The organism is Burkholderia sp. BC1, from assembly GCF_052683555.1.
Window position 1 is genome coordinate 1 of record NZ_JBQYLP010000088.1, and the last position, 18,390, is coordinate 18,390.

Here is an 18,390-nt window from a genome sequence, read left to right on the forward strand (position 1 = left end):
GCGTGAGTTTTACACACTCAGCAAGGGATCCATTTTTTGCGGGCAAGCTCACTGTCCGTCCAGTTCGCTAACAAGCAGGATGTCCGCTTGCGTGTGATCAACCTGCACGATATCTAACGGATGTCGGACCTGGAATGTGCCAGGTGCAACTGCAGCGTCCGGGAGGGCAGCTCGTGCCAAAGCATCCTGCTCGCGATAGGAGAGCCACCGTCGAGCTATTGTTGACCTGCTCGGAGGCGATAGACCTGCAACGCTGCAGCGACGTTTCACCTCAAGTACAAGATCAGTTGCAGGATGCGCAAGGTGCCGCTGATCGGGGAGCCATTCGTGCACGGCCTCGTCGATGACGCATTCGACGGCGGCGTCCAGTCTGCCCCCCGTCGCCCTACCCGGCTGCCTTGGCTCTAATGTGCTGGCGACCGGATCTGCGAGGAAACGTCGACGCAGGCGATATACGGTGGTGTAGTGAACGCCTAATAGCTGTGCTGCTCGTTCAGCCTGCTGTCGGGAAAGCTCGCCGTTGCCAAGCGGTCGAAGCACGGACGCAATCTTCGCTGCTCGAGCGGCCCGCTCTTCGATCGAAGCCATATGGATCCCTATCAATCCACGCGACACGTCGCAATAGCAGTATTAAAGAACACGTGCAACGTGCTAGCAACGTTAGTGAACATTGGCCAAGTTTCTGTTGCAGAAACGCAACGGCTAAGCAGCCGCCAGAAAGCTTCAAAAAGTCCCTGTTCGCCGAGGCTTCTTTGAGAATTTCCGCTAGCAACGTTTCTGAACACGGCTAGCGCTAATAATGAACGCCTACAGTTGTCCTGCAGAATCTGACATCACGATGCCCAGCGATCCTCGTTCGTCTGGCTGCTCATCGATGAGGCTTCCTGCCGGCGTGCTTGGGAGGGACATCCGTGTCGAAGTCGAAGGCTGGATTTGCCGTTCTGTGCGTTTTCGAATACCCGCACTCAGTCCGCCAACGCGAGTTTCGCGTCCCGGCGGAGCTCGACGGCGTCGATCTGGGCGAGCGAAATCTCATCACGCTCCAGACGAAACAGCCGCATCGAATTATTAACTTCCTCCGACTGATCTTTCAGTGATCCGACTGCCGCTGCCAACTCTTCCACCATCGCCGCATTCTGCTGCGTCACCGAATCCATATGCTCGACCGCCCAGCTGATTTGCTCGACACCGGTCCGCTGCTCAACCGAAGCGACGCTGATTTCGTCAAGCACCGTGCTGACCTTGGCCACTGCGCCGAGCACATCTTTCATACGCTCGCGCGCGTCGATGGTTCGGTCCCTGCCCAGCGTCACACGCTGTGCCGAATCCATCAGAAGCTGCTTGATCTCCTTTGTCGCGGTGGAGGTACGCTGCGCCAGAGCACGAACTTCAGATGCGACCACCGCAAAACCACGCCCTGCGCTACCGGCCCGGGCAGCCTCAACTGCAGCATTCAGCGCGAGGATGTTGGTTTGAAAGGCAATGCCCTCAATCAGATGAGCAATTTCGTTGATGTGCTTCGCTGAATCTGCGATGCCCTCCATGGTCTCTGCCACTGCCTGAACGGCCTCGTTACCCTGCAGTGTCACCTGTGACGTTTCATGCGCCAGCCTTGCGCCGCGCTCGGCTGCATCTGCGCTATGTTTCACCGTGCCGTTGATCTGCTCCATCGAGGCGGCGGTCTCTTCCAGACTCGCGGCCTGTGATTCCGTTCGCGCCGAAAGATCGCTGTTACCAGCGGCGATTTCACTGATGGCCAGACGCAACTGATTGACCTCGTTCCGTACGTCCTGCACGACGGTCCGCAGATTGACCGACATCTGCATCAAGGCTTGCTGCACTCGCCCGGCTGCTCCGCTTGTGCCCGTCGTCACCGAATGCGACAGGTCGCCTGCAGCAAGTCGGTTCGCGTCCGCCACCAGAAAACTAAGTGGTTTGAGTGCTAGCGATCGGGTACGCCAGAATGTCAGCGAGACCGCCAAAAGAGCCGCAACGAATATTACTGGTTGCGGCATGCGGAGTACCACAGGCACGACGATCATGGCGGCCGCGAGAAGCTGGGCGATCAACAACTTACCGGCCGTGCCGGGCGTCAGCGAGCGGCGGGCTCGCCCGAGCCAGTCACTGCGCAAGACCTCCCCCCTTCGCAGGATGTGCTTTGTCTTTCCGGCACGGGCTTCGTCGCGCATGACGGCATATAAACGCTCGGCGGCCACAACCGCCTCGCGCGAAGGAATAATGCGCACGGAAAGGAACCCGATTATCCGATCCCCATCCATCATCGGCGTCGCATTCGCCTGTACCCAGTAGTAGTCGCCGTTCTTGCGACGGTTCTTGACCATACCGCTCCAAGGCAAGCCGGTCTGCAAGGTCGCCCACATGTCGCGGAAGGCTTCTTCCGGCATGTCCGGGTGACGGACGATATTGTGGGGCTGGCCAAGCAGTTCTTCCCGGGCAAAGCCGCTAACTTCCACGAATGCGCGGTTGCAATAGGTGATACGCCCCTTCGGGTCGGTCACTGAAACAAGCGTCAGATTGCCGGAAATCTTGTATTCACGCTGGGTGGCTGGCTGATTATTGCGCATCGTTCTGGATATTCGAAACAGTTAAGCCGGGGCGAGCAAGAATTTGAAGCTCACCACCGGACCGGCGGCGAGTGCGGTAGCCAAGGACACGATCGAACTGACGAGATTAGTTGGCGCGGTTAATCCAGCGATCTGCCAACTCCTGCGCACTGATCGGTCGCCCGTAGTAATATCCTTGTGCTTCATCGCACCCGAGACGAAGCAGATCTTCCGCCTGACCGGCGGTCTCAACGCCTTCCGCGATGGTGCGGACTCGCAACGCTTTTGCCATGCTGATGATTGCCGTAACTTGACGGTGCCGAGCCAGGCCGCTCCAGCGCGGGTAAAAGCGATCTTGTGTACCGGTGTCGCCGACATCGCGGACGGCATTACCTTGGCATTTTCGTTGGGGGGAAGCGGTCGATACATTCGAGTCGACTCGGCAAATATCGAAGATGTGGTCCCCCATCTTTCGGCTTTAGAACGTCTTGTCAACACTCTCCTTCCATCGTTGCTCGGGCTATCCCCCAAAGCAAAGTGACGAACTCAACGGAATTGGAACCCAGCATCGACCGGATGCGTCGTCCGCGTAGAAGGAATTTCGGTGCTTGCGGCAGGCTTAGGTGTCGGATCCCCTATTTCAGAACCAAGGTTCACCGCGAGCACCGCTCCGACGGTTCGAACCTGATCGGTGAACTTCTGTGGTTCAAGGTTGGTTGGTAGGTGAATGTTTATGGTTCGACTTCTGGGCAGCGTGAGCGGCGGATGGACTTGATTGGTGCGACGCGATTAGGTGAACGTCTATGGTTCACACACTCTTTGCTGCGGCCGATGATGTGGCGGTGTCGGCTCCGTTGCTGGAGGGAGCTTTGTGGTGTTGCTAAAAGCCAGCGCTCGTTTACGTGTTTACTTCAACACTTTTAACACCTTTAACTACGTTTACGTCCTGGCAAAGCCATGCTGGATAAGGCTTTGAGGGATGCAAAGTGCATAGCTATGGTTCGTATGGTGAACGCCTGTGGTTCTAAGGGTGAAGGGATATGGTTCAGATGGTACACGGCTGTGGTTCGCCAGGTACATGTATATGGGGTGAGAGTGAATGTCTATGGTTCTGGGTTGTACCGGAGAACGGTGAAGGCGTGTGGGGACTGCTGAAGGTGAATGCGTATGGTTCCGAAGGTCCGAATGTGTAGCAGAGATTGCACTTGAGCTTTGACCTGTAACTGTTTGATTTTCAATCACATCTCTACGTGATGGCGCTTCTCCAAAGTAGTGGATCGGTAGAAGCGGTTCAAAGGTGAACGTCTATGGTTCGCTTTGGCCCGCGAGCGCCGACCATCCCGGAAGAGTACTGAAAAGTGAACGGCTATGGTTCCGTGCGCCGGGAAAGAGCTATCGAATTCACCCCTCTTTCGTCTGCCTAAGGTGAACCTCTATGGTTCCGACAGTTCAGCGTGTGGTTCGTGAGGGTGATTGTTAAGTCATTGAATTTTAATGATAATCTGTAGGATCTCATCCGGAAGTGATCTCGGGCACCATTGGTGAACGTCTATGGTTCTCAAGGAAGTGGAAAGCAGCGGTTCTAGTCGCCGACGTCACGCCTGGCCTTGAAGGTGAACAAAGTACAGTGTATTGTTACCGTTCATCTCCATTCGAGCGTATCCCTTCGTGGCAACGAAAAAAGACGCGGGTCGGGAACCCATGCAAATCGCCCTCTTCCAGATGCCGGAGATGCCAGATCCCTTTCGGAAGGCGGTGCCGGCAATTCACATAGCGCCGAAGACCGGGCCGATCTCACTCCAGCAGGCGAAGACGTGGAACGCCTTGATCAAGAACGCGATCGAGCAGCGCAAGGAAGGTGAACGTACATGGTTCGAGTACTCGATCGGGGATCTGATTTCTGACGTCGGCCTGAACTCAAAAAATCGTGAGTTCGTCAAGGCGACGATCAATTCGTTGCTGGGCTTTGTGGTCAACTGGGACCAGTTGGCAGCGAAGTCTGAGTGGAACGCCAGCGCGTTGCTAGCAGGTGCGAAGATATCCGGTGGTACGCTTAAGTATCAGTTCTCGGACAACATCAGCGAGCTTCTGCTTAGCCCCGAAGTGTATGCGAGCATCGATATGCGAATCGCCAGGACGTTCAAGCGCGGTTACGCGCTGACCCTGTGGGAGAACGTTGTGCGCTACGAAGGTGTCGGTCAGACGGGGAAAATGAAGGTCAACACCCTTCGCGATCTTTTGCTAGGCATGGACTGGGGGCAAGGTTCATACGCCGAGTACAAGATTTTCAAGAGCAGGATTTTGGTCCCGGCACTTAGGGAGATCAACGACGTCTCCGATCATGAGATTGTCATGAAAGAGGAGAAAACCGGTCGCTCTGTAACGGAGGTTCGATTCTTTATCACGCCAAAGCGAAAATCTGAGGCCACGTCCGAAGAAGACCTCGACGTTCTGACGGCGATGACGAAACTCTCAGTTCCCCTGTCCGAGGCGCGGAAACTGTTAGGCCAACATGGCCCCGAGGCGGTACGTCAAGCGCTCGCGTACACCGATGTTCGTGTGAAGAAAAAGAATGCGCAGCCTTTGGACAATGTCGCATCGTATTTTCGGAAAGCTCTGGTAAATGGTTATCAGCTGGAAAACGGTCGCGGCAAACCGGACAGCAGTGTCGTGTCGATCGCCTCGTCCCCAGAGCAAGCGGAGGACAAGCTCCTGTCCAAGCTGCTCGCCGAACGGGCCGAGCAAGCTCGTGGATATTTCAACGAGCTTGATTCTGGCGAGCAAGGGGATTGTGTCAATCGCTATAACGAGAGTCAGGTGGCGTCACAGCTGAAGCTCGTGGCGGGCAAGAAGCCAAAGAAAGCAGCCGAGCAAGCGTTCTTTCACTGGCTGGCCGAGGACGTTTGGGGCAAGCCGACAGACCGCGATCTCTTGAATTTCGTGCTCGCTGGTGGCGGCGCAAATTCTCGGTGACTGCTCTGTCTTCCGCGATCGTGCCTCTGCTCGATCGCGTAAATCATGTGGAGAGGCCAGGAGGTTTTTCGTTACGCCGCTCAGGCATTCTAGCCCGAGCGGCCGGTAAAGCGGCGGCTCGCTTACGCTGCTGACTGCGTAGCGCGAGGTGGTACGTCGACGTCGTCCGCCTGCAGCTCGAGCGCCCAAGATTGTACGACCGCAGTCAACTTGTCGATCAGGCGCTCTTGCGCTTCGCCCTTTATCCCCTTCAGGTTCAACTCGGCTCTGCCGTCGGCGAACGCCTTCAGTTCTCCAAGTTCGAAACCACTTGGTGAGGCAAACTTGACCCGCGACTCATAGTGAGTCCTCTTTGCGCCTCGCGCGGCGGTTTTCTCGCTGGTCGCGACTTGTTCGAGCTTTCGGACAGATGCCTGACCGGCGATCACCTGGTCGAGCCAGTGTTCGGCTACCGCCTCGCCTGCCTTGTCGCATATGAGCTTGATGTTGTAGGCATGCGAGAGCTTAACCTTGTCAGCGTTGTCGACCATCCGTTGCAGCAGCGGCATCGGCAAAGTGTTGAGCAGAAGAACCTTATTGACCACTCCCTTGTCTTCGCCTACCGCCGCGGCCAATTCAAGCTGGTCCCGATAGACATGCTCGTTCAAGAGGCGCTGCCACGAAACGGCGTCGTCGAACACCGTCTGATCGTCCCGTTCCTTGTTTGCCCTGTACGCCAACATGAACAGAGATTTCGGCGAAAGGTTGCCGCGATAGACGCCCAGGACGGTGGTGCGCCCCAAACTCTTCAGAGCCCGCTTGCGTCGTTCTCCGTCGACAATAATCTTTTTACCGGGAAACTCCGGCAATTCCGTGAAAATAATCGGCTGAAGTTGTTCTTCCCGGTCAAGCGTCGCAGCAAGAGCATCGATGCTCTGAGGGCTGTAGAAGGCGCGAGGATTGTACGGATTTCCGATGCAATCGGCGATCGAAAGGATGTGGATCCGTTGATCGCCCGGTCGTTCTATTGGAGCGTCAACGATCGGTGTGGGCTTCTCATCGCTCACAGCGCGGGAGTCGGGCTCCAGGATGTGGGCGGCGTCCGACTGGGCAGTTTCGACAACACCGGAATTTTTCAGGCGTGCGTCAACGTCGGAACGCTCCGCATGCATGCCGACACGCACTTTGCTTTTTAGATCGAGCTTCCTACTCATTCTGCATCTTCCTCGGTGTTGTAAAAGGCGATCAGTTCCTCAAGTAGCGCTGCGACCTCGTTTCGAGCCGGTTTCACGGCGTCGGACCTGAGCCCTTTCACATCGAATACAGTCCGACCCAAGGCCGCAGCCAATTTATAGACTTCTCGATTCTTAATCGTGGTCGATAAGAGGTGAACTTTGCTTTCCGAAAGTAGTTCCTTCATCTGCTTATGGAGCTGGGTCTTCGGGTTCGCCTTGTTGAGAAGAATCGCGTACTTCCCATTAGGCTGCACGGCGCGAGTTTGCTCCACCAAGCGGATCATCCCCTCGCTGCTCCAGAGGTCGAGCGGTGACGAATCGGTCGGAATGATCGTTGCGTCGGCGACCATCAACACTCGTGCGGTAATTGGGGACTCAATGCTGGGAGGGCAATCCACCAACACGATTTCTGAATCTTCCGCCAATTGTGTGATGACACTTCCTATTTGCTTGCCGTGACTCGCGACACTGACGATTTTGAACGGAAGCGGATTTCCATCGTCCGCGACGGCGTTCCAGCGCAAACAAGAGTTTTGAGCATCAGCATCTGCGACAAGTGGCTTATAACCGGCAGCATGAAAAGCCCCAGCCAGATTAATTGTCGTGGTCGTTTTCCCGGTCCCACCCTTCTGGTTTGCAACAGCGAATACTAGACCCATCTCGCCTCCGGACTGTATCAGGGCATTCGATTCCCATCACCGATCTCCACGTGGAGATTCGAGTTTGGGTTGATGCCGATCTCCACGTGGAGATCGAGCGGCACATCGTAGTGATGTGTATAAAAGCGTTGTGCGTTATAAAGTATAGACGGTTTTTTGTTAATTTCAAGAAGCATATCGACAGTCTCCTGCGAGGGTCTCCACGTGGAGATTCCCGGGTGTGCAGGCAGCAGCGCGGTAGATCGATAGCACGCGCAGCGGGCAATCTCCACGTGGAGATTGCGCCTCAGACCATCTGACGAATTGATCGATCCGATGCCGAAGGCGAGTCTTTGATCGGTCTTGGGGGGTGATCTTATATACCGAATGTCGGCCGGCGTGGCGGGAGTCGCGTCGGCCCTGGCGGTAAGTCCCAGATCATCTGGGAGAATTTTTGCGGCTCGCAGAGGAAGTCGAGGATTTTCTGGGGGGTTGATGGCGCCGGCTGGTCAATCTCGGACAATATCTGGGAGAAGCCCTTTTCGGTGGGGCGCCGCGAATGGGGCCTCGCTCCAATAACATTATTTAGAGGCTCGACTAAGGAAGGTCTCCGCCTCGCGATACTGACGGCCAAGCTCTGCGGTCGCGTAGATCGACGTGGTATCGAGTGAGTCGTGGCCCGCAAAATTCCGCGCGCTCTCGAGGCTCATGCCGTTCGCGAGCGCATGCGACACGAACGTGTGGCGCAGCCAGTGCGTGCTGGCTGCGCTGAAAGCCCGCGCGTGCGGCGAGTCCTCCCGCATAGCGGCTTCGGTCGCAGTCGCGAAGAATCGTTTCACCGCGCGGTAGAGCCGGTCGGGATGGACCGGCCGGTCGCGGCGAGTGAGGGCCGCCACCGCTGCATCCGGATCGGCGCCTGACGCCGCAGCCTCGCGGCGCACTCGACCAATCTCGCGGTTGTCGAGCAGCGCGGGGATGAGCGGGGTGCCCAGGGGGCAGGCCAGCGGATCGCGCGGGAAGCCGCGCGTCACGAGGTAGTCGCCGAGCGCGTCGAGCACGGCTGGCACCAGTGGCACGAAGCGCTCCTTCGCGCCCTTGCCGACCACCCGCAGCAGGTGAATCGTGCCGAGTTCGGCGCCGGCGTAGCGTTGCACGATGTCGTCGGTGAACGCGCCGCACAGCTCCGCGCGGCGCAGCCCCGTGCTGTACGCGAAGGCGAGCACGAAGCGCAGGCGAGCCGCCGAGGCCGAGTCGGGCAGCGCGTCGAGCACGCGCATCGCGAACGCCCAGGCCTCCTTCGTCAGGCTGCGTTCCGCTTGAATGCGGGGTTTCGCGGCGACCCTTCGCTCGTTGCCGGCGGCGTCCAGCTCGGTGCCGAGAAACACCCTGATCTTGGTGAACGCGTTGTGGTCGAGATATTGGGCGGCGACCAGATCGCCGAAACACTTCTTCAGCGCCGCCAGCGCATCCTGGCGGCTCTTGACCGACAGCGGGCCACGAAACGGGCGCCACGCCGGGTCGGCGCGGGGCATTGCGCGCTCCATCACCCACATTGCGGCCGGCTGCGGATCGACCAGGAAGTGGTTGATGTAGTCGCGCGCGTCGTTCACGTCGAGGCTGGACAGCGGCTTGCGCTTCGCGAAGATCGCCCACAGCAGCAGGCGTTCGGCCTCGGCGCGGTATTTGTCGCGGGTGTGCGGGTTCTCGTAGTCGGCCAGCCAGAAGTCGATCGCCTGCAGGTCGTTGTGCGCGCCGCTGTTGTTCTTGAGCGGATTGCGGTTCGCCCCGCGCGAGCCGTCGAGGTCGGCCGGGATCAGGAAGTATTCCAACGGGACGATGCCGGTGGCGGGCGCTCGCGTGAGCGCCGGCACCGGCAGCGTGCGCTCGGACGGGTGAACCCGTGCGTTGGTCGCGATCCGCAGGCCGTCGACGTCGCCGTAGTGTTCGAGCCACGCGGTGATGCGGCGCGCGCCGATCTCGCCCAGGCGGGGCACGGAGCGATACCAGCGGTAGCCGACCGCGTTGATGGTCTCGACTAGCCGGCCGATCGTGTCGATCCCGACGTCGGCCAGGCGCAGCGCCACGGCCGTGTCGAACCAGCCGAGTACGTGGTGCTCGGGCTGCGGATCCTCGACCAACAGGCGCGCGAGCGCGTCGAGCGCCGCCATCTGCCGGGCCCGCAGGCGTGCGTTGCGCTGCTGGCGGCGCAGCGTGGCGCCGGCGTCAGCACTGTCGCTGGCGTGCTGGGCGGTAAACAGGTCCAGCAGTTCCTTTTCGGTGTAGAAGCCGTCCGGATCGTGTTCGGCGGCGAAGTCCTCCAGCGACGGCGTCGGCACGGTGGGCACGGCCGGCGCGGCCAGCGCCGCCGGGCGGATCGCCAGCAGCCGGGCGGTCGCGAAGTCGTGGCGCTTGCGGGCCGCGCCGACGAACGCGGTGACCAGCCAGGTGCGCGTCGCCGCCGCCTTGCGCGCGTCGCGGCCGAATTCAAGGTACTGGTCGGCCAGCTCCGCCAGATCCAGCCCCTCGAGATAGCCGCGGAAGAACGCCAGGTGCTGCAGGCCGATCCGGCGTTCGACGGGCGCGGCGCGCGGCGGCCGCCGCCGGGCGCGGCCGTCCGGGTGCGGGCTGCTGGCCGGCGCGGGCGTGCCAGCGACTTCGTGAAACACCACATCTTCAATGTCGCCGGTCAGCTTCATGCGCGAGTCCTGTCGAAATACGGAAATCGTGTTGTTTGATACAGATCGGTGCGGCGGTGTCAGACGGCCGCTCGACGATGCGCCGATCACGCTGGTTCGCGGATCTTGTGTGCCTGACCGGAGCGCCTTGCTGGGCGCGGGTTCGGGCGGACGCGATCCAAAATATACCCCTTCGACCCGAAAAAATGAAGGGGCGGATAGTTAAAGCTATCCGCCCCTTCATTTCGAGACATGGGCGAAGCCGCCGCATGCGCCGGTATATGGCAGGAGGCCTCGCCAGCCGTTGACGCGGCCATCCGGGTGCGTTTTGAGGCAGCGCTCGGTCAGCAGCCGGTACGTCTGGACGCGGCCAAGGCTGCAGGCCGCTTGGATTTGGCGGTCGGTCGCGCCGTTTAGGTACAGGCGGATCGCGCGCTCGCGTCGCCGATAGAGCGCGCGTCGCTCGGCGGAAAGCGCGAGCTCGTCGATCGACGGCCAAGCGGCAAGGTCGACGTCGTTCAATCCCGTGCCGTCGTTCAAGGAACCGCCTGCCCGTAAGCGTGAGCGTCGTGCCATCCATCGCCTCCGCCAGCGCGTCGACCGTTACGACACAAGATTAGTTGAAATCGCATCCGGCCGCTTCGCCTTGTAGATCAAGGGATTGCCGGAAATGCTGCGCCGCACCGGATTGGTTACAGATTTAGTTGTGCAAGCGCGTGGCACTCGCCCCAGGGGATTGAGGGCTCCGACCGCTGCGAGCGAAAAACGGTGCCGTAACTGTTTCGGCGTCCCTGGATTTCTGGGGCGGGCGCCGACGTGCCGCTGGGCGGGTTCATTGGCCATTGCGTCACACGAGGGCCGGGAGGTTCTTCGATCCAGGCGGGGCTGTTGGCGAGGCGACTTCGTCTCAGGCGGTGCTGAAGCTCAATTGCGACCGCCCACATTTAGCTTGGTGAAAGGGACGGGTCTCGGCGGGCCGGCGGCCGAATTCTCTCCGCGGTGCGGAGAGAATTGGGGGAGCGCCCAGGAGGGTTCCGCTGTGGCTGAGATTCCGGTAACGTGGCCCCTATTGGCGCGCGGCGGCCCGCGTGTATTCGAAAGATCTGATGGACTTCGCGCGTCAGCAGCAGGCCGACCGCCGCGCCGACGAAACGGACAAGCCGCGAGGGCTCCTGATTCTCCATAACGAAGCCCCGATAAGCAGCGCATTCGCTATGTGCGCGACGGAAGGTGTTGGATCGACCCGCGATGTTTTTGCTAAGCGCGACCAGCGAGGTGTTGCGTACGCAAAAGCCGGGGCAGCTGTCCCGGCCATTCGTCACGCCTGCCGGATGGTCGCTACCGGCAGGAATAGCCGGAGCGGTGTAGCCGTGAAGGGCTCGAATCCGTATCGCAAATAGAACGCCGCCGCGTGCTGGTCGATTGCGTCAACCACCACGCACTGCACGCCGACAGCCTCGGCCGTCGTCAGCACCGTGTCGAGCGCGTGCATCAGCAGGTCTTCGCCGAGACCTTGGCCCTGGTACTTCACGTCTACGGCCAGCCGGGCCAGAAGCACGGCCGAGACATTCCTAGGGAGTTTGGCGCCCGGCATCCCGTCGGTTTCCACCGACGTGGCGGCCAGCGCGTAGTAGCCCATAATCGCCCGAGGATTATCGGGCGCCGTCGCGACGTAGGTGCGCGACAAGTTTTTTTTCTGATGCTGATTGGCGATGTTGCGCAGCCAATCGTTCATCGAGCCGACGCCGCAGTCGAAGCTGCTACGGTCGTCGCTCTCCTTGAGTTGTTGAATTTGCGTTTCCACGCTGTTTGTTCCTGAAACGTGCCATTGCGCGCTGCAGTGCTTCGTTGGGCTTTGGCGGCTCGTCCAAGAGCGCGAAGAAGCGCCTCGATTCGTCCATCGTCAGACGGATGGAACGAATGACTTCTTCCTGCTCGATGACTTGCTCTGCCGCCCGAAGTGCCGATTGCACAATGAACTGGTTAAGGGTACTGCCCGATAGGTCCGCAGCGAGCTGCAGGATTTCTTGCTTTTCTGCACTCAACCGGGCAGTGACTCGCCCGCGGCTGGAGTTGTCCACACCGTTGTTGATAGCCATTGTTTGTCCTCTTTCCGAACCTCTTTCGTGATGCGTCCCCGTCTGATGCAGGGGAGGAGGTTCTGTACTGTGATCAGTAATGGGGCGGTGCCCCCCGAATGTGGGTGTTGTCGCTAGGTCATATTGGTTCTCCATTGAGCAATATGGGAGTCAGTATAGCACACCTGGTGACAAAATGTCACCACGTGTGCGAGATTGGCGCCGGCCTCCGTGACGCCGACATCGAGACGCGAATTCTCGGTTTTTATATATGATAATGTCCTTTATCGCATATATCAGAGCGCCGCATGGGCACGAACAACAGCAGCAACGTGCAGGAGATCGAGATCCGGCTGAAGCGGGCGCCTGACGATCTGCCCGAGAATGATCCGGCCTTTCAGAAGGAGCTCCGAAGCTTCAGCTCGGCGCTGTACTCGGCGGGCATCCGCTATTCGCAACGGGGCATGGCGTTCGACTCGGCGGCCGCGATGGGTTACCCGCTGGCTGAATTCATTATCAAGGAGCTGGGGCCGGCGGCCATTGGCGTAATCGGCACGGCGGTCGGCGCCTGGATCAGCGGTCGCCATGGACGCAAGATGCGACTGAAGATCGGCGACATTGAAGTCGAGGCCCGGACCATGAACGAGGTAGATCAGCTGCTGCAGCGCGCCCGAGCATTGCAGGTTGGTCAGGAGGGCGATCACGATGAAGCGTGACCTGAGCCTGAGCCGCGAATTGCTGCTCAAGCTCGAGGAATTGCCGCTCAACCGCATTGTCCGGTTCCAAGTGGGCGACGCGGAGATCCATATCGACGGACATACCCCGGAAGAGGTTTTTTATCACCTAGGGCTGCTCAAGGAGGATGCCCTGATTCACTCGGAAGGCAGTGGCCGCATGGGATCGATCGAATTTGCTGGGCTAACGTCCGCCGGGCATAACCTATTGGCCTCACTCCGTTCCAATCCGCTCTCTGAAGTAGGTACTCAACCGTCGCAGCCAACAACAACGATGAAAGCAGCCCATTTGCAGCAGGACATCGAGCGCGGGATCACCCGCCTGCAGGAGCGAATCGACGCGCTTAAGGCATTCGATTTCCAAACGCTGAAGGAAGGAATTATGCCCGAGCTGGCTGCGCTGTCGGCGGCGATCGCGGACACGCTCGAACGATGTTTCGGCAAGGACACGACGGCGTATCGACGCTACAGGGCCGCGACGGCACTGAGGCCTATACAGCCCAAAAGCTACGGCAACAATGAGTTCTATCTTCGCCAAGAAGCTCGGGAAAATTTCGACCGATCCGTCGCCCTTCTGCAGGACGCGCAGCGTGCTCTTCGAGAGGACTTAGAGGATGCAGAGCATGCCGCGCCGCAACCGATCGTGCCGGCCGCGGCGCTTTCCCGGCGGGTGTTCGTGGTCCATGGCCACGACGAAGGGGCCCGCGAGGCGGTCGCGCGGTTCCTGGAAAAGATCGACTTCGAGGCGATCATCCTGCATGAAAAGGCCAACCAGGGGCGGACGGTCATTGAGAAGATCGAGGCACACGGCAATGTCGGCTTTGCCGTGGTATTGCTGACGCCGGACGATGTAGGTTCCGTGAAAGACGGCACGCCAGAGCCCCGTGCCAGGCAGAATGTGTTGCTCGAGCTCGGCTATTTCATCGGCCGCCTTGGCCGTGACAGGGTATGCGCGCTGAAACGCGGTCAACTCGAGATTCCGAGTGACTTTGCCGGCGTGGTGTGGGAAGCCATGGATACAGCGGGCGGTTGGAAGAAGTCCTTATGCCGAGAGCTCGACGCGATGGGTTTTGCCATCGACTGGAAAAAGGCGATGCAGGCATGAGCCAGCTCGTCATCGTCGCGGCCAATTCCACGCCGGCACTCGTCACCGCAGCCGGTGAGCGGGCTGGCGTGCGTTTTCTGGAATTCTTCGCCTCGGCGATTCGCAATCCACACACCCGACGCGCCTACGCGCGGGCGGCAGGGGATTTCCTGACCTGGTGCGGCGAGATGGGCATACCGTCGATCGCGGCCGTGCAGCCGCTGCATGTCGCAGCTTGGATTGAGTTGCAGACCCAGGCGTTGTCGGCGCCGACCGTCAAGCAGCAGTTGGCGGCGATCCGCCACCTGTTCGACTGGCTGGTGACCGGCCAGATCGTGTCGGTCAATCCGGCCGCGTCGGTGCGCGGGCCGAGCCACCCGGCGCGCACAGGCGCCACGCCCGTGCTCGATCGTACCGAGGCGCGGCAGCTGCTCGACAGCATCGATGTAAGCACGCCGATCGGGCTGCGGGACCGTGCGCTGATCGCACTGATGGTGTTTTCGTTCGCGCGGATCGGCGCAGCGCTGGCGATGCGGCTTGACGACGTCTATGTGCAGCAGCGGCGGCTGTGGGTGCGGTTGCGCGAAAAAGGTGGCAAGGCGCACGCGATGCCCTGCCACCACACGCTCGAGGCAGCCCTGCATGCCTATTTGGAACACCTGAGCGGCACCGGTGCCGAGCCGAAGGGGCCGCTGTTCCGCACGATCGCACGTGGCACCCGGCAGCTCAGCTGCACGCCGTTGCCGCAAGCGAACGCATACGCCATGGTGCGCCGGCGCGCGGCGGCGGCCGGCATCGCGACTGCGATCGGCAACCATACGTTTCGCGCGACCGGCATTACTGCGTACCTGCAGAACGGCGGCACGCTCGAGAGCGCCGCGGCAATGGCCAACCACGCGTCGACGCGCACCACGCAGCTGTACGACCGGCGTCACGACGCACTCAGCTTGGACGAGATCGAGCGGATTCAGCTCTGAGTCCCGCTGCTCTTCCGCCAAGGACGCCGTTATGGGGAATTTGTTCATGCGACCGAAGCGCGGGGACGGCCACGACGGTGTTGCCGGAAAAACGCCCGAGGAAATCGATCAACACGCCAAGGATAGTGGATTGATTCCCAAAGGCCCGAACCCGCAGGGTGGTCAGGATGCTTATGTTGATCCGGTGACGGGAGAGCAGCGCATATTGATTCATCCTGCCGATCCTTGCCCACATTGCCATGTCAATGACCCGTCAGGAGGTCGGCTGGATATCAATGGCAATCCCGTTGCGCCGGAATCGCCAGATGCACATTTGCCGTTAAACACAAAATGAACTTCAATCATTGCCACGATTGGACCTTCGTCGGGCTTGAGATCGACTGGCGCCTAGGCGAATCGGTGTTCAAGATGCGAGATACGTCGTCGCATGGTCGAACGTTGATCGCAAGGGGTGTTTTATCCGTGAACATGCCTCGCCAGCATCCGTGGGGGCCGAGCGTCAGCATTAATAGGATGACGCAGAGCCAGGATGAGCGGGGATGTGTTCTATGCATCGAAATGCAGTCTGGTGATGTTATTGAATGTATTGCCAGATCATTCGACTTTGCTGAAACGAGTCCAGATTAGTGGGGCGCTGGTTATTGCGGACAGCGTCAGTGAGACGAACCCGGCCACGAGCCGGGTTCGTGCCTTTGTGGCGTCGACGAGCGTGACGACGTTGCAGTTCGATTTGCTCCATTTGCCGTTTTACCGTCGTCACGTGCTCGATGCGCGGCGCTAAAAAAGCCTCCCCGCGACCTCGCGACGTGCATCCTCGTTGAGGTGCATTTGCCGGATTCCATCAATCGCGCGCTGTAGCCACGCGTCGGCAATTACACGATGCTCGTCGTGCTGCCGGTCGGCCGTCGTGGCCGTGGAATTGCTCAATTGCTGGTCGCGGTTCGTGTTGAAGCCCTTAAAAACTGCTAATCGTGTCCATAGATTACGCTAATGTAAGACACGGCCACGGCCCCGTGAGATAAGGCATTGATGCCGTCTCGCGCGTCTTTTCATGCGTTGCGTTTTGGCAACGCGCGCACGATCGGATGTCCGTTTATTTTGCTAACGCGTTATACGTGTCCTTTAATTCCGCTAACGCGTCTGACGAGGCTCAATTAGGAGCGGCAATGACGGTTTCCGAGGAAGCAGTTAGCAGAGCGGAAAAAGTAGCAGATGTTCTCCGGCCATTGGGGCGAGGACCGCTTTCGAAGAAGCGCGCGGTTTCGGCTGCCAATCTGCTGGGCGTCCACTGGACTACTGTTTATCGTCTGCGGCGGAAATTTCTGGCAAACCCGGTAGCGAGCGCGGTCATTCCGAAACGACGAGGCCCATCTGAGAGCAGCCATCGATTGGGAGGGGCCGTTGATGCAGTGATTGACGAAGTAGTGCACGTCTGGCTGCCCACTCAACGACATTTGGCGCATCCTGCAACCGATCTCGTGCTGGAGGTTCGACGCAGATGTGAGCTTGCCGGACTGCAACCACCAGGCCGAACCACCATAGGCCGGCGGTGGGCTCAGCATCGCGAGGCGGACGCCCTGCAGCGCGCGGCCCTTCCCAGCGCGCTGGCAGCGCCAGGTTCACTTGTCGCAAAGTATCCTCTGGAAATCGTTCAGGTCGACCATACCCAGGCGGACGTGGTTTTGGTTAGCGAATATGACAGACAGGTGATTGGCCGCCCGTGGCTGACTATCGCTCTGGACGTTGCAACCAGGTGCGTGTTGAGTTTTTACGTTGGCATGGAGCGTCCGGGAGCGGCTACCGTTGGTTTGCTGCTGACCAGGGCGGCACTGCCAAAAAACCCCTGGCTCGCGAAGATCGAGGCGGACGCAGAGTGGCCAATGCGTGGGATTCCGAACGTTCTACATCTGGACAACGCTGCCGAGTTCAAGAGCAGGGCGCTTCGCAGTGGATGTCGGGAATACGGTATCCACCTGATGTATCGTCCAGTCGGGCGGCCTAATTTTGGCGGCCATATTGAACGCCTGAACCGCACCCTGATGGAGCGTGTCCGGGGCTTACCGGGGGCGACTGGATCGTCTCCCAAAGGACGGAAGGCGCGAGAGTCTGAAAAGACGGCCTCGTTGACGCTTCGAGAATTCGAGCAATGGCTCGCGATCGAGATCGCCAGACGCTACCACCACGTTCCGCATCGCGGGCTGCTTGGAGCGACGCCAGCTGACACGTGGCGGATGCTTGCCCTTAGCCTTGATTCGCGGCAGCTTCCCGCTTCCAGCGACGCTGAGCTCAGGTTCCTGATTCGGTTTTTGCCCGTAGTGCAGAGGAAAATCCAGGCTGACGGACTGACGCTCTTCCATGTTCGTTATTGGCATCCGATTTTCGTCGCCTGGCGCCAGACGCGGCGGGCGGTCACCGTTCGGTATCATCCGGAGGACCTCTCGCGGGTTTTTGTGACAGCAGGGAGCGGCAACTATCTCGAAGTCCGTTACGCAGACATGCGGCGGCCGGCGATCTCTCTTTTTGAACACCGGGCAGCGTTGCATTCCATTAGGTTGGAAGGACAACAAACTGTTTCTGAGTCGCTGATCTTCAGGACAATAGAAGAGCAACGGCATGTAATTTCCAGAGCCAAACAGACAACGGCCCGTGCACGTCGACGGTCACGCAAAAAGATCGTCCCATTGGAAGAGTTGCACGACAGGATTGTCCCGTACAGACATGACGTGAAGGAGCAGGAGGCTGAGGCGGTCGACTACGCGACGCCAGTTCAGGCCTTCGATGTGGAGCAATGGTGAGGTGAAACATGAAGGGTGGGGCACTTGCGCATCTGCTACCGGCTGCCAGACAGCAAGCCGAGTTAGGGAACGACGAACGAATCCTCGGACTTCTTCGAGACCGCTGGATCGACTATCCCCGCGCGACGCAAGCCCTGCAGCAACTTGAGCGCCTCTTTGAGACGCCCCGCCGCGAACGTATGCCGTGCCTGCTGTTGCACGGTGATTCAAATATTGGCAAGACGAAAATAACGGCCAAATTTCGCCGCGCACATCCAAGCGAGTTTGACGAGAAAAGCGGGGTCGAACGTTGTCCGGTCGTCGCGATGCAGATGCCACCGACCCCTGATCAGCATCGATTCTATTCAGGCTTACTGGTCGAGCTAGGTGCTCCGCACAATGCCGCTTCCGGCTTGGCAGCGCTTGAACGTTTAGCACGCGAGATTCTCAGGCGGATGTCACCGCGCATGCTGGTCGTTGATGAGGTGCATCACCTACTTGCGGGCTCTTATCGCGAGCAGCGCGCGTCGCTGAACCTGCTGAAATTTCTGGCTAACGACCTTCAGATCAGCATGGTTCTGGTCGGCACCCGCGACGCGGTGCTGGCGCTTCAAACCGATACCCAGATGATTAGGGAAACGCTGATTTATTCGGCTCGGCGGTCATCGCAGACGTAGCC

16 protein-coding genes and 1 pseudogene are annotated in these 18,390 nt (G+C 59.5%); 9 read left to right on the forward strand and 8 right to left on the reverse strand.

Annotated elements, in window-relative coordinates; translation table 11 throughout:
• Window positions 1–48 precede the first annotated feature (48 nt).
• The gene (locus ACSHSS_RS27055; RefSeq protein WP_445545754.1) at window positions 49–588 is read right to left on the reverse strand and encodes a helix-turn-helix domain-containing protein; all 540 of its coding nucleotides are present in this window, start codon (window positions 586–588) and stop codon (window positions 49–51) included.
• A 377-nt stretch (window positions 589–965) separates the two neighbouring features.
• Window positions 966–2,585 carry a methyl-accepting chemotaxis protein gene (locus ACSHSS_RS27060; RefSeq protein WP_445545755.1) on the reverse strand — a complete coding sequence of 540 codons (1,620 nt, stop codon included), beginning with the start codon at window positions 2,583–2,585 and terminating at the stop codon, window positions 966–968.
• A 43-nt stretch (window positions 2,586–2,628) separates the two neighbouring features.
• Here ACSHSS_RS27060 and ACSHSS_RS27065 point away from each other — a divergent pair, with 43 nt between their 5' ends.
• Together ACSHSS_RS27065 and ACSHSS_RS27070 are read left to right on the forward strand one after the other, a co-directional pair.
• Entirely contained in the window at window positions 2,629–3,105 is a 477-nt protein-coding gene (locus ACSHSS_RS27065) for a hypothetical protein (protein ID WP_445545756.1), read from the forward strand.
• A 1,160-nt stretch (window positions 3,106–4,265) separates the two neighbouring features.
• Entirely contained in the window at window positions 4,266–5,537 is a 1,272-nt protein-coding gene (locus ACSHSS_RS27070) for a replication initiation protein (protein WP_011875475.1), read from the forward strand.
• Window positions 5,538–5,659: 122 nt separating this feature from the next.
• Here the strand turns inward: ACSHSS_RS27070 and ACSHSS_RS27075 are convergent, their stop codons facing one another.
• The 6 genes from ACSHSS_RS27075 to ACSHSS_RS27100 all read right to left on the reverse strand — a co-directional run bounded on the left by ACSHSS_RS27075 (window position 5,660) and on the right by ACSHSS_RS27100 (window position 12,163).
• A complete protein-coding gene (locus tag ACSHSS_RS27075; protein WP_011875474.1) occupies window positions 5,660–6,730 on the reverse strand; it encodes a ParB/RepB/Spo0J family partition protein in 1,071 nt (356 codons plus the stop codon).
• Window positions 6,727–7,410 carry a ParA family partition ATPase gene (gene parA, locus ACSHSS_RS27080; RefSeq protein WP_011875473.1) on the reverse strand — a complete coding sequence of 228 codons (684 nt, stop codon included), beginning with the start codon at window positions 7,408–7,410 and terminating at the stop codon, window positions 6,727–6,729. Before parA ends, ACSHSS_RS27075 begins: the two co-directional genes overlap by 4 nt.
• 560 nt (window positions 7,411–7,970) lie before the next feature.
• Window positions 7,971–10,085: a phage integrase family protein gene (locus tag ACSHSS_RS27085; protein WP_105856631.1), complete on the reverse strand. Its 2,115-nt coding sequence runs from the start codon at window positions 10,083–10,085 to the stop codon at window positions 7,971–7,973.
• A gap of 219 nt (window positions 10,086–10,304) precedes the next feature.
• The gene (locus ACSHSS_RS27090) at window positions 10,305–10,604 is read right to left on the reverse strand and encodes a hypothetical protein (protein ID WP_105784261.1); all 300 of its coding nucleotides are present in this window, start codon (window positions 10,602–10,604) and stop codon (window positions 10,305–10,307) included.
• 778 nt (window positions 10,605–11,382) lie between these two features.
• Window positions 11,383–11,868: a GNAT family N-acetyltransferase gene (locus ACSHSS_RS27095; RefSeq protein ID WP_043292638.1), complete on the reverse strand. Its 486-nt coding sequence runs from the start codon at window positions 11,866–11,868 to the stop codon at window positions 11,383–11,385.
• Complete coding sequence (locus ACSHSS_RS27100) at window positions 11,825–12,163, reverse strand: type II toxin-antitoxin system TacA family antitoxin (RefSeq protein WP_011880217.1); 339 nt, start codon at window positions 12,161–12,163, stop codon at window positions 11,825–11,827. Before ACSHSS_RS27100 ends, ACSHSS_RS27095 begins: the two co-directional genes overlap by 44 nt.
• A 287-nt stretch (window positions 12,164–12,450) precedes the next feature.
• Here ACSHSS_RS27100 and ACSHSS_RS27105 point away from each other — a divergent pair, with 287 nt between their 5' ends.
• The 7 genes and pseudogenes from ACSHSS_RS27105 to ACSHSS_RS27135 form a co-directional block, all read left to right on the forward strand.
• On the forward strand, window positions 12,451–12,858 hold the full coding sequence (locus tag ACSHSS_RS27105; RefSeq protein ID WP_011880218.1) for a hypothetical protein: 408 nt from the start codon (window positions 12,451–12,453) through the stop codon (window positions 12,856–12,858).
• Window positions 12,848–13,981 carry a TIR domain-containing protein gene (locus tag ACSHSS_RS27110; RefSeq protein ID WP_011880219.1) on the forward strand — a complete coding sequence of 378 codons (1,134 nt, stop codon included), beginning with the start codon at window positions 12,848–12,850 and terminating at the stop codon, window positions 13,979–13,981. Before ACSHSS_RS27105 ends, ACSHSS_RS27110 begins: the two co-directional genes overlap by 11 nt.
• Window positions 13,978–14,937 (forward strand): tyrosine-type recombinase/integrase, encoded by a 960-nt coding sequence (locus ACSHSS_RS27115; protein WP_011880220.1) that lies wholly within the window; start codon window positions 13,978–13,980, stop codon window positions 14,935–14,937. The genes ACSHSS_RS27110 and ACSHSS_RS27115 overlap by 4 nt, the downstream gene beginning before the upstream one ends.
• Window positions 14,938–14,968: 31 nt before the next feature.
• On the forward strand, window positions 14,969–15,271 hold the full coding sequence (locus ACSHSS_RS27120) for a hypothetical protein (protein WP_011880221.1): 303 nt from the start codon (window positions 14,969–14,971) through the stop codon (window positions 15,269–15,271).
• Window positions 15,272–15,466: 195 nt separating this feature from the next.
• On the forward strand, window positions 15,467–15,718 hold the full coding sequence (locus tag ACSHSS_RS27125) for a hypothetical protein (RefSeq protein WP_043292639.1): 252 nt from the start codon (window positions 15,467–15,469) through the stop codon (window positions 15,716–15,718).
• A 385-nt stretch (window positions 15,719–16,103) separates the two neighbouring features.
• A complete protein-coding gene (locus tag ACSHSS_RS27130) occupies window positions 16,104–17,732 on the forward strand; it encodes a Mu transposase C-terminal domain-containing protein (RefSeq protein ID WP_060081969.1) in 1,629 nt (542 codons plus the stop codon).
• Window positions 17,733–17,740: 8 nt separating this feature from the next.
• Window positions 17,741–18,343, forward strand: a pseudogene (locus tag ACSHSS_RS27135) (TniB family NTP-binding protein); the annotation flags it as partial.
• Between the last annotated feature and the right edge of the window lie 47 nt (window positions 18,344–18,390).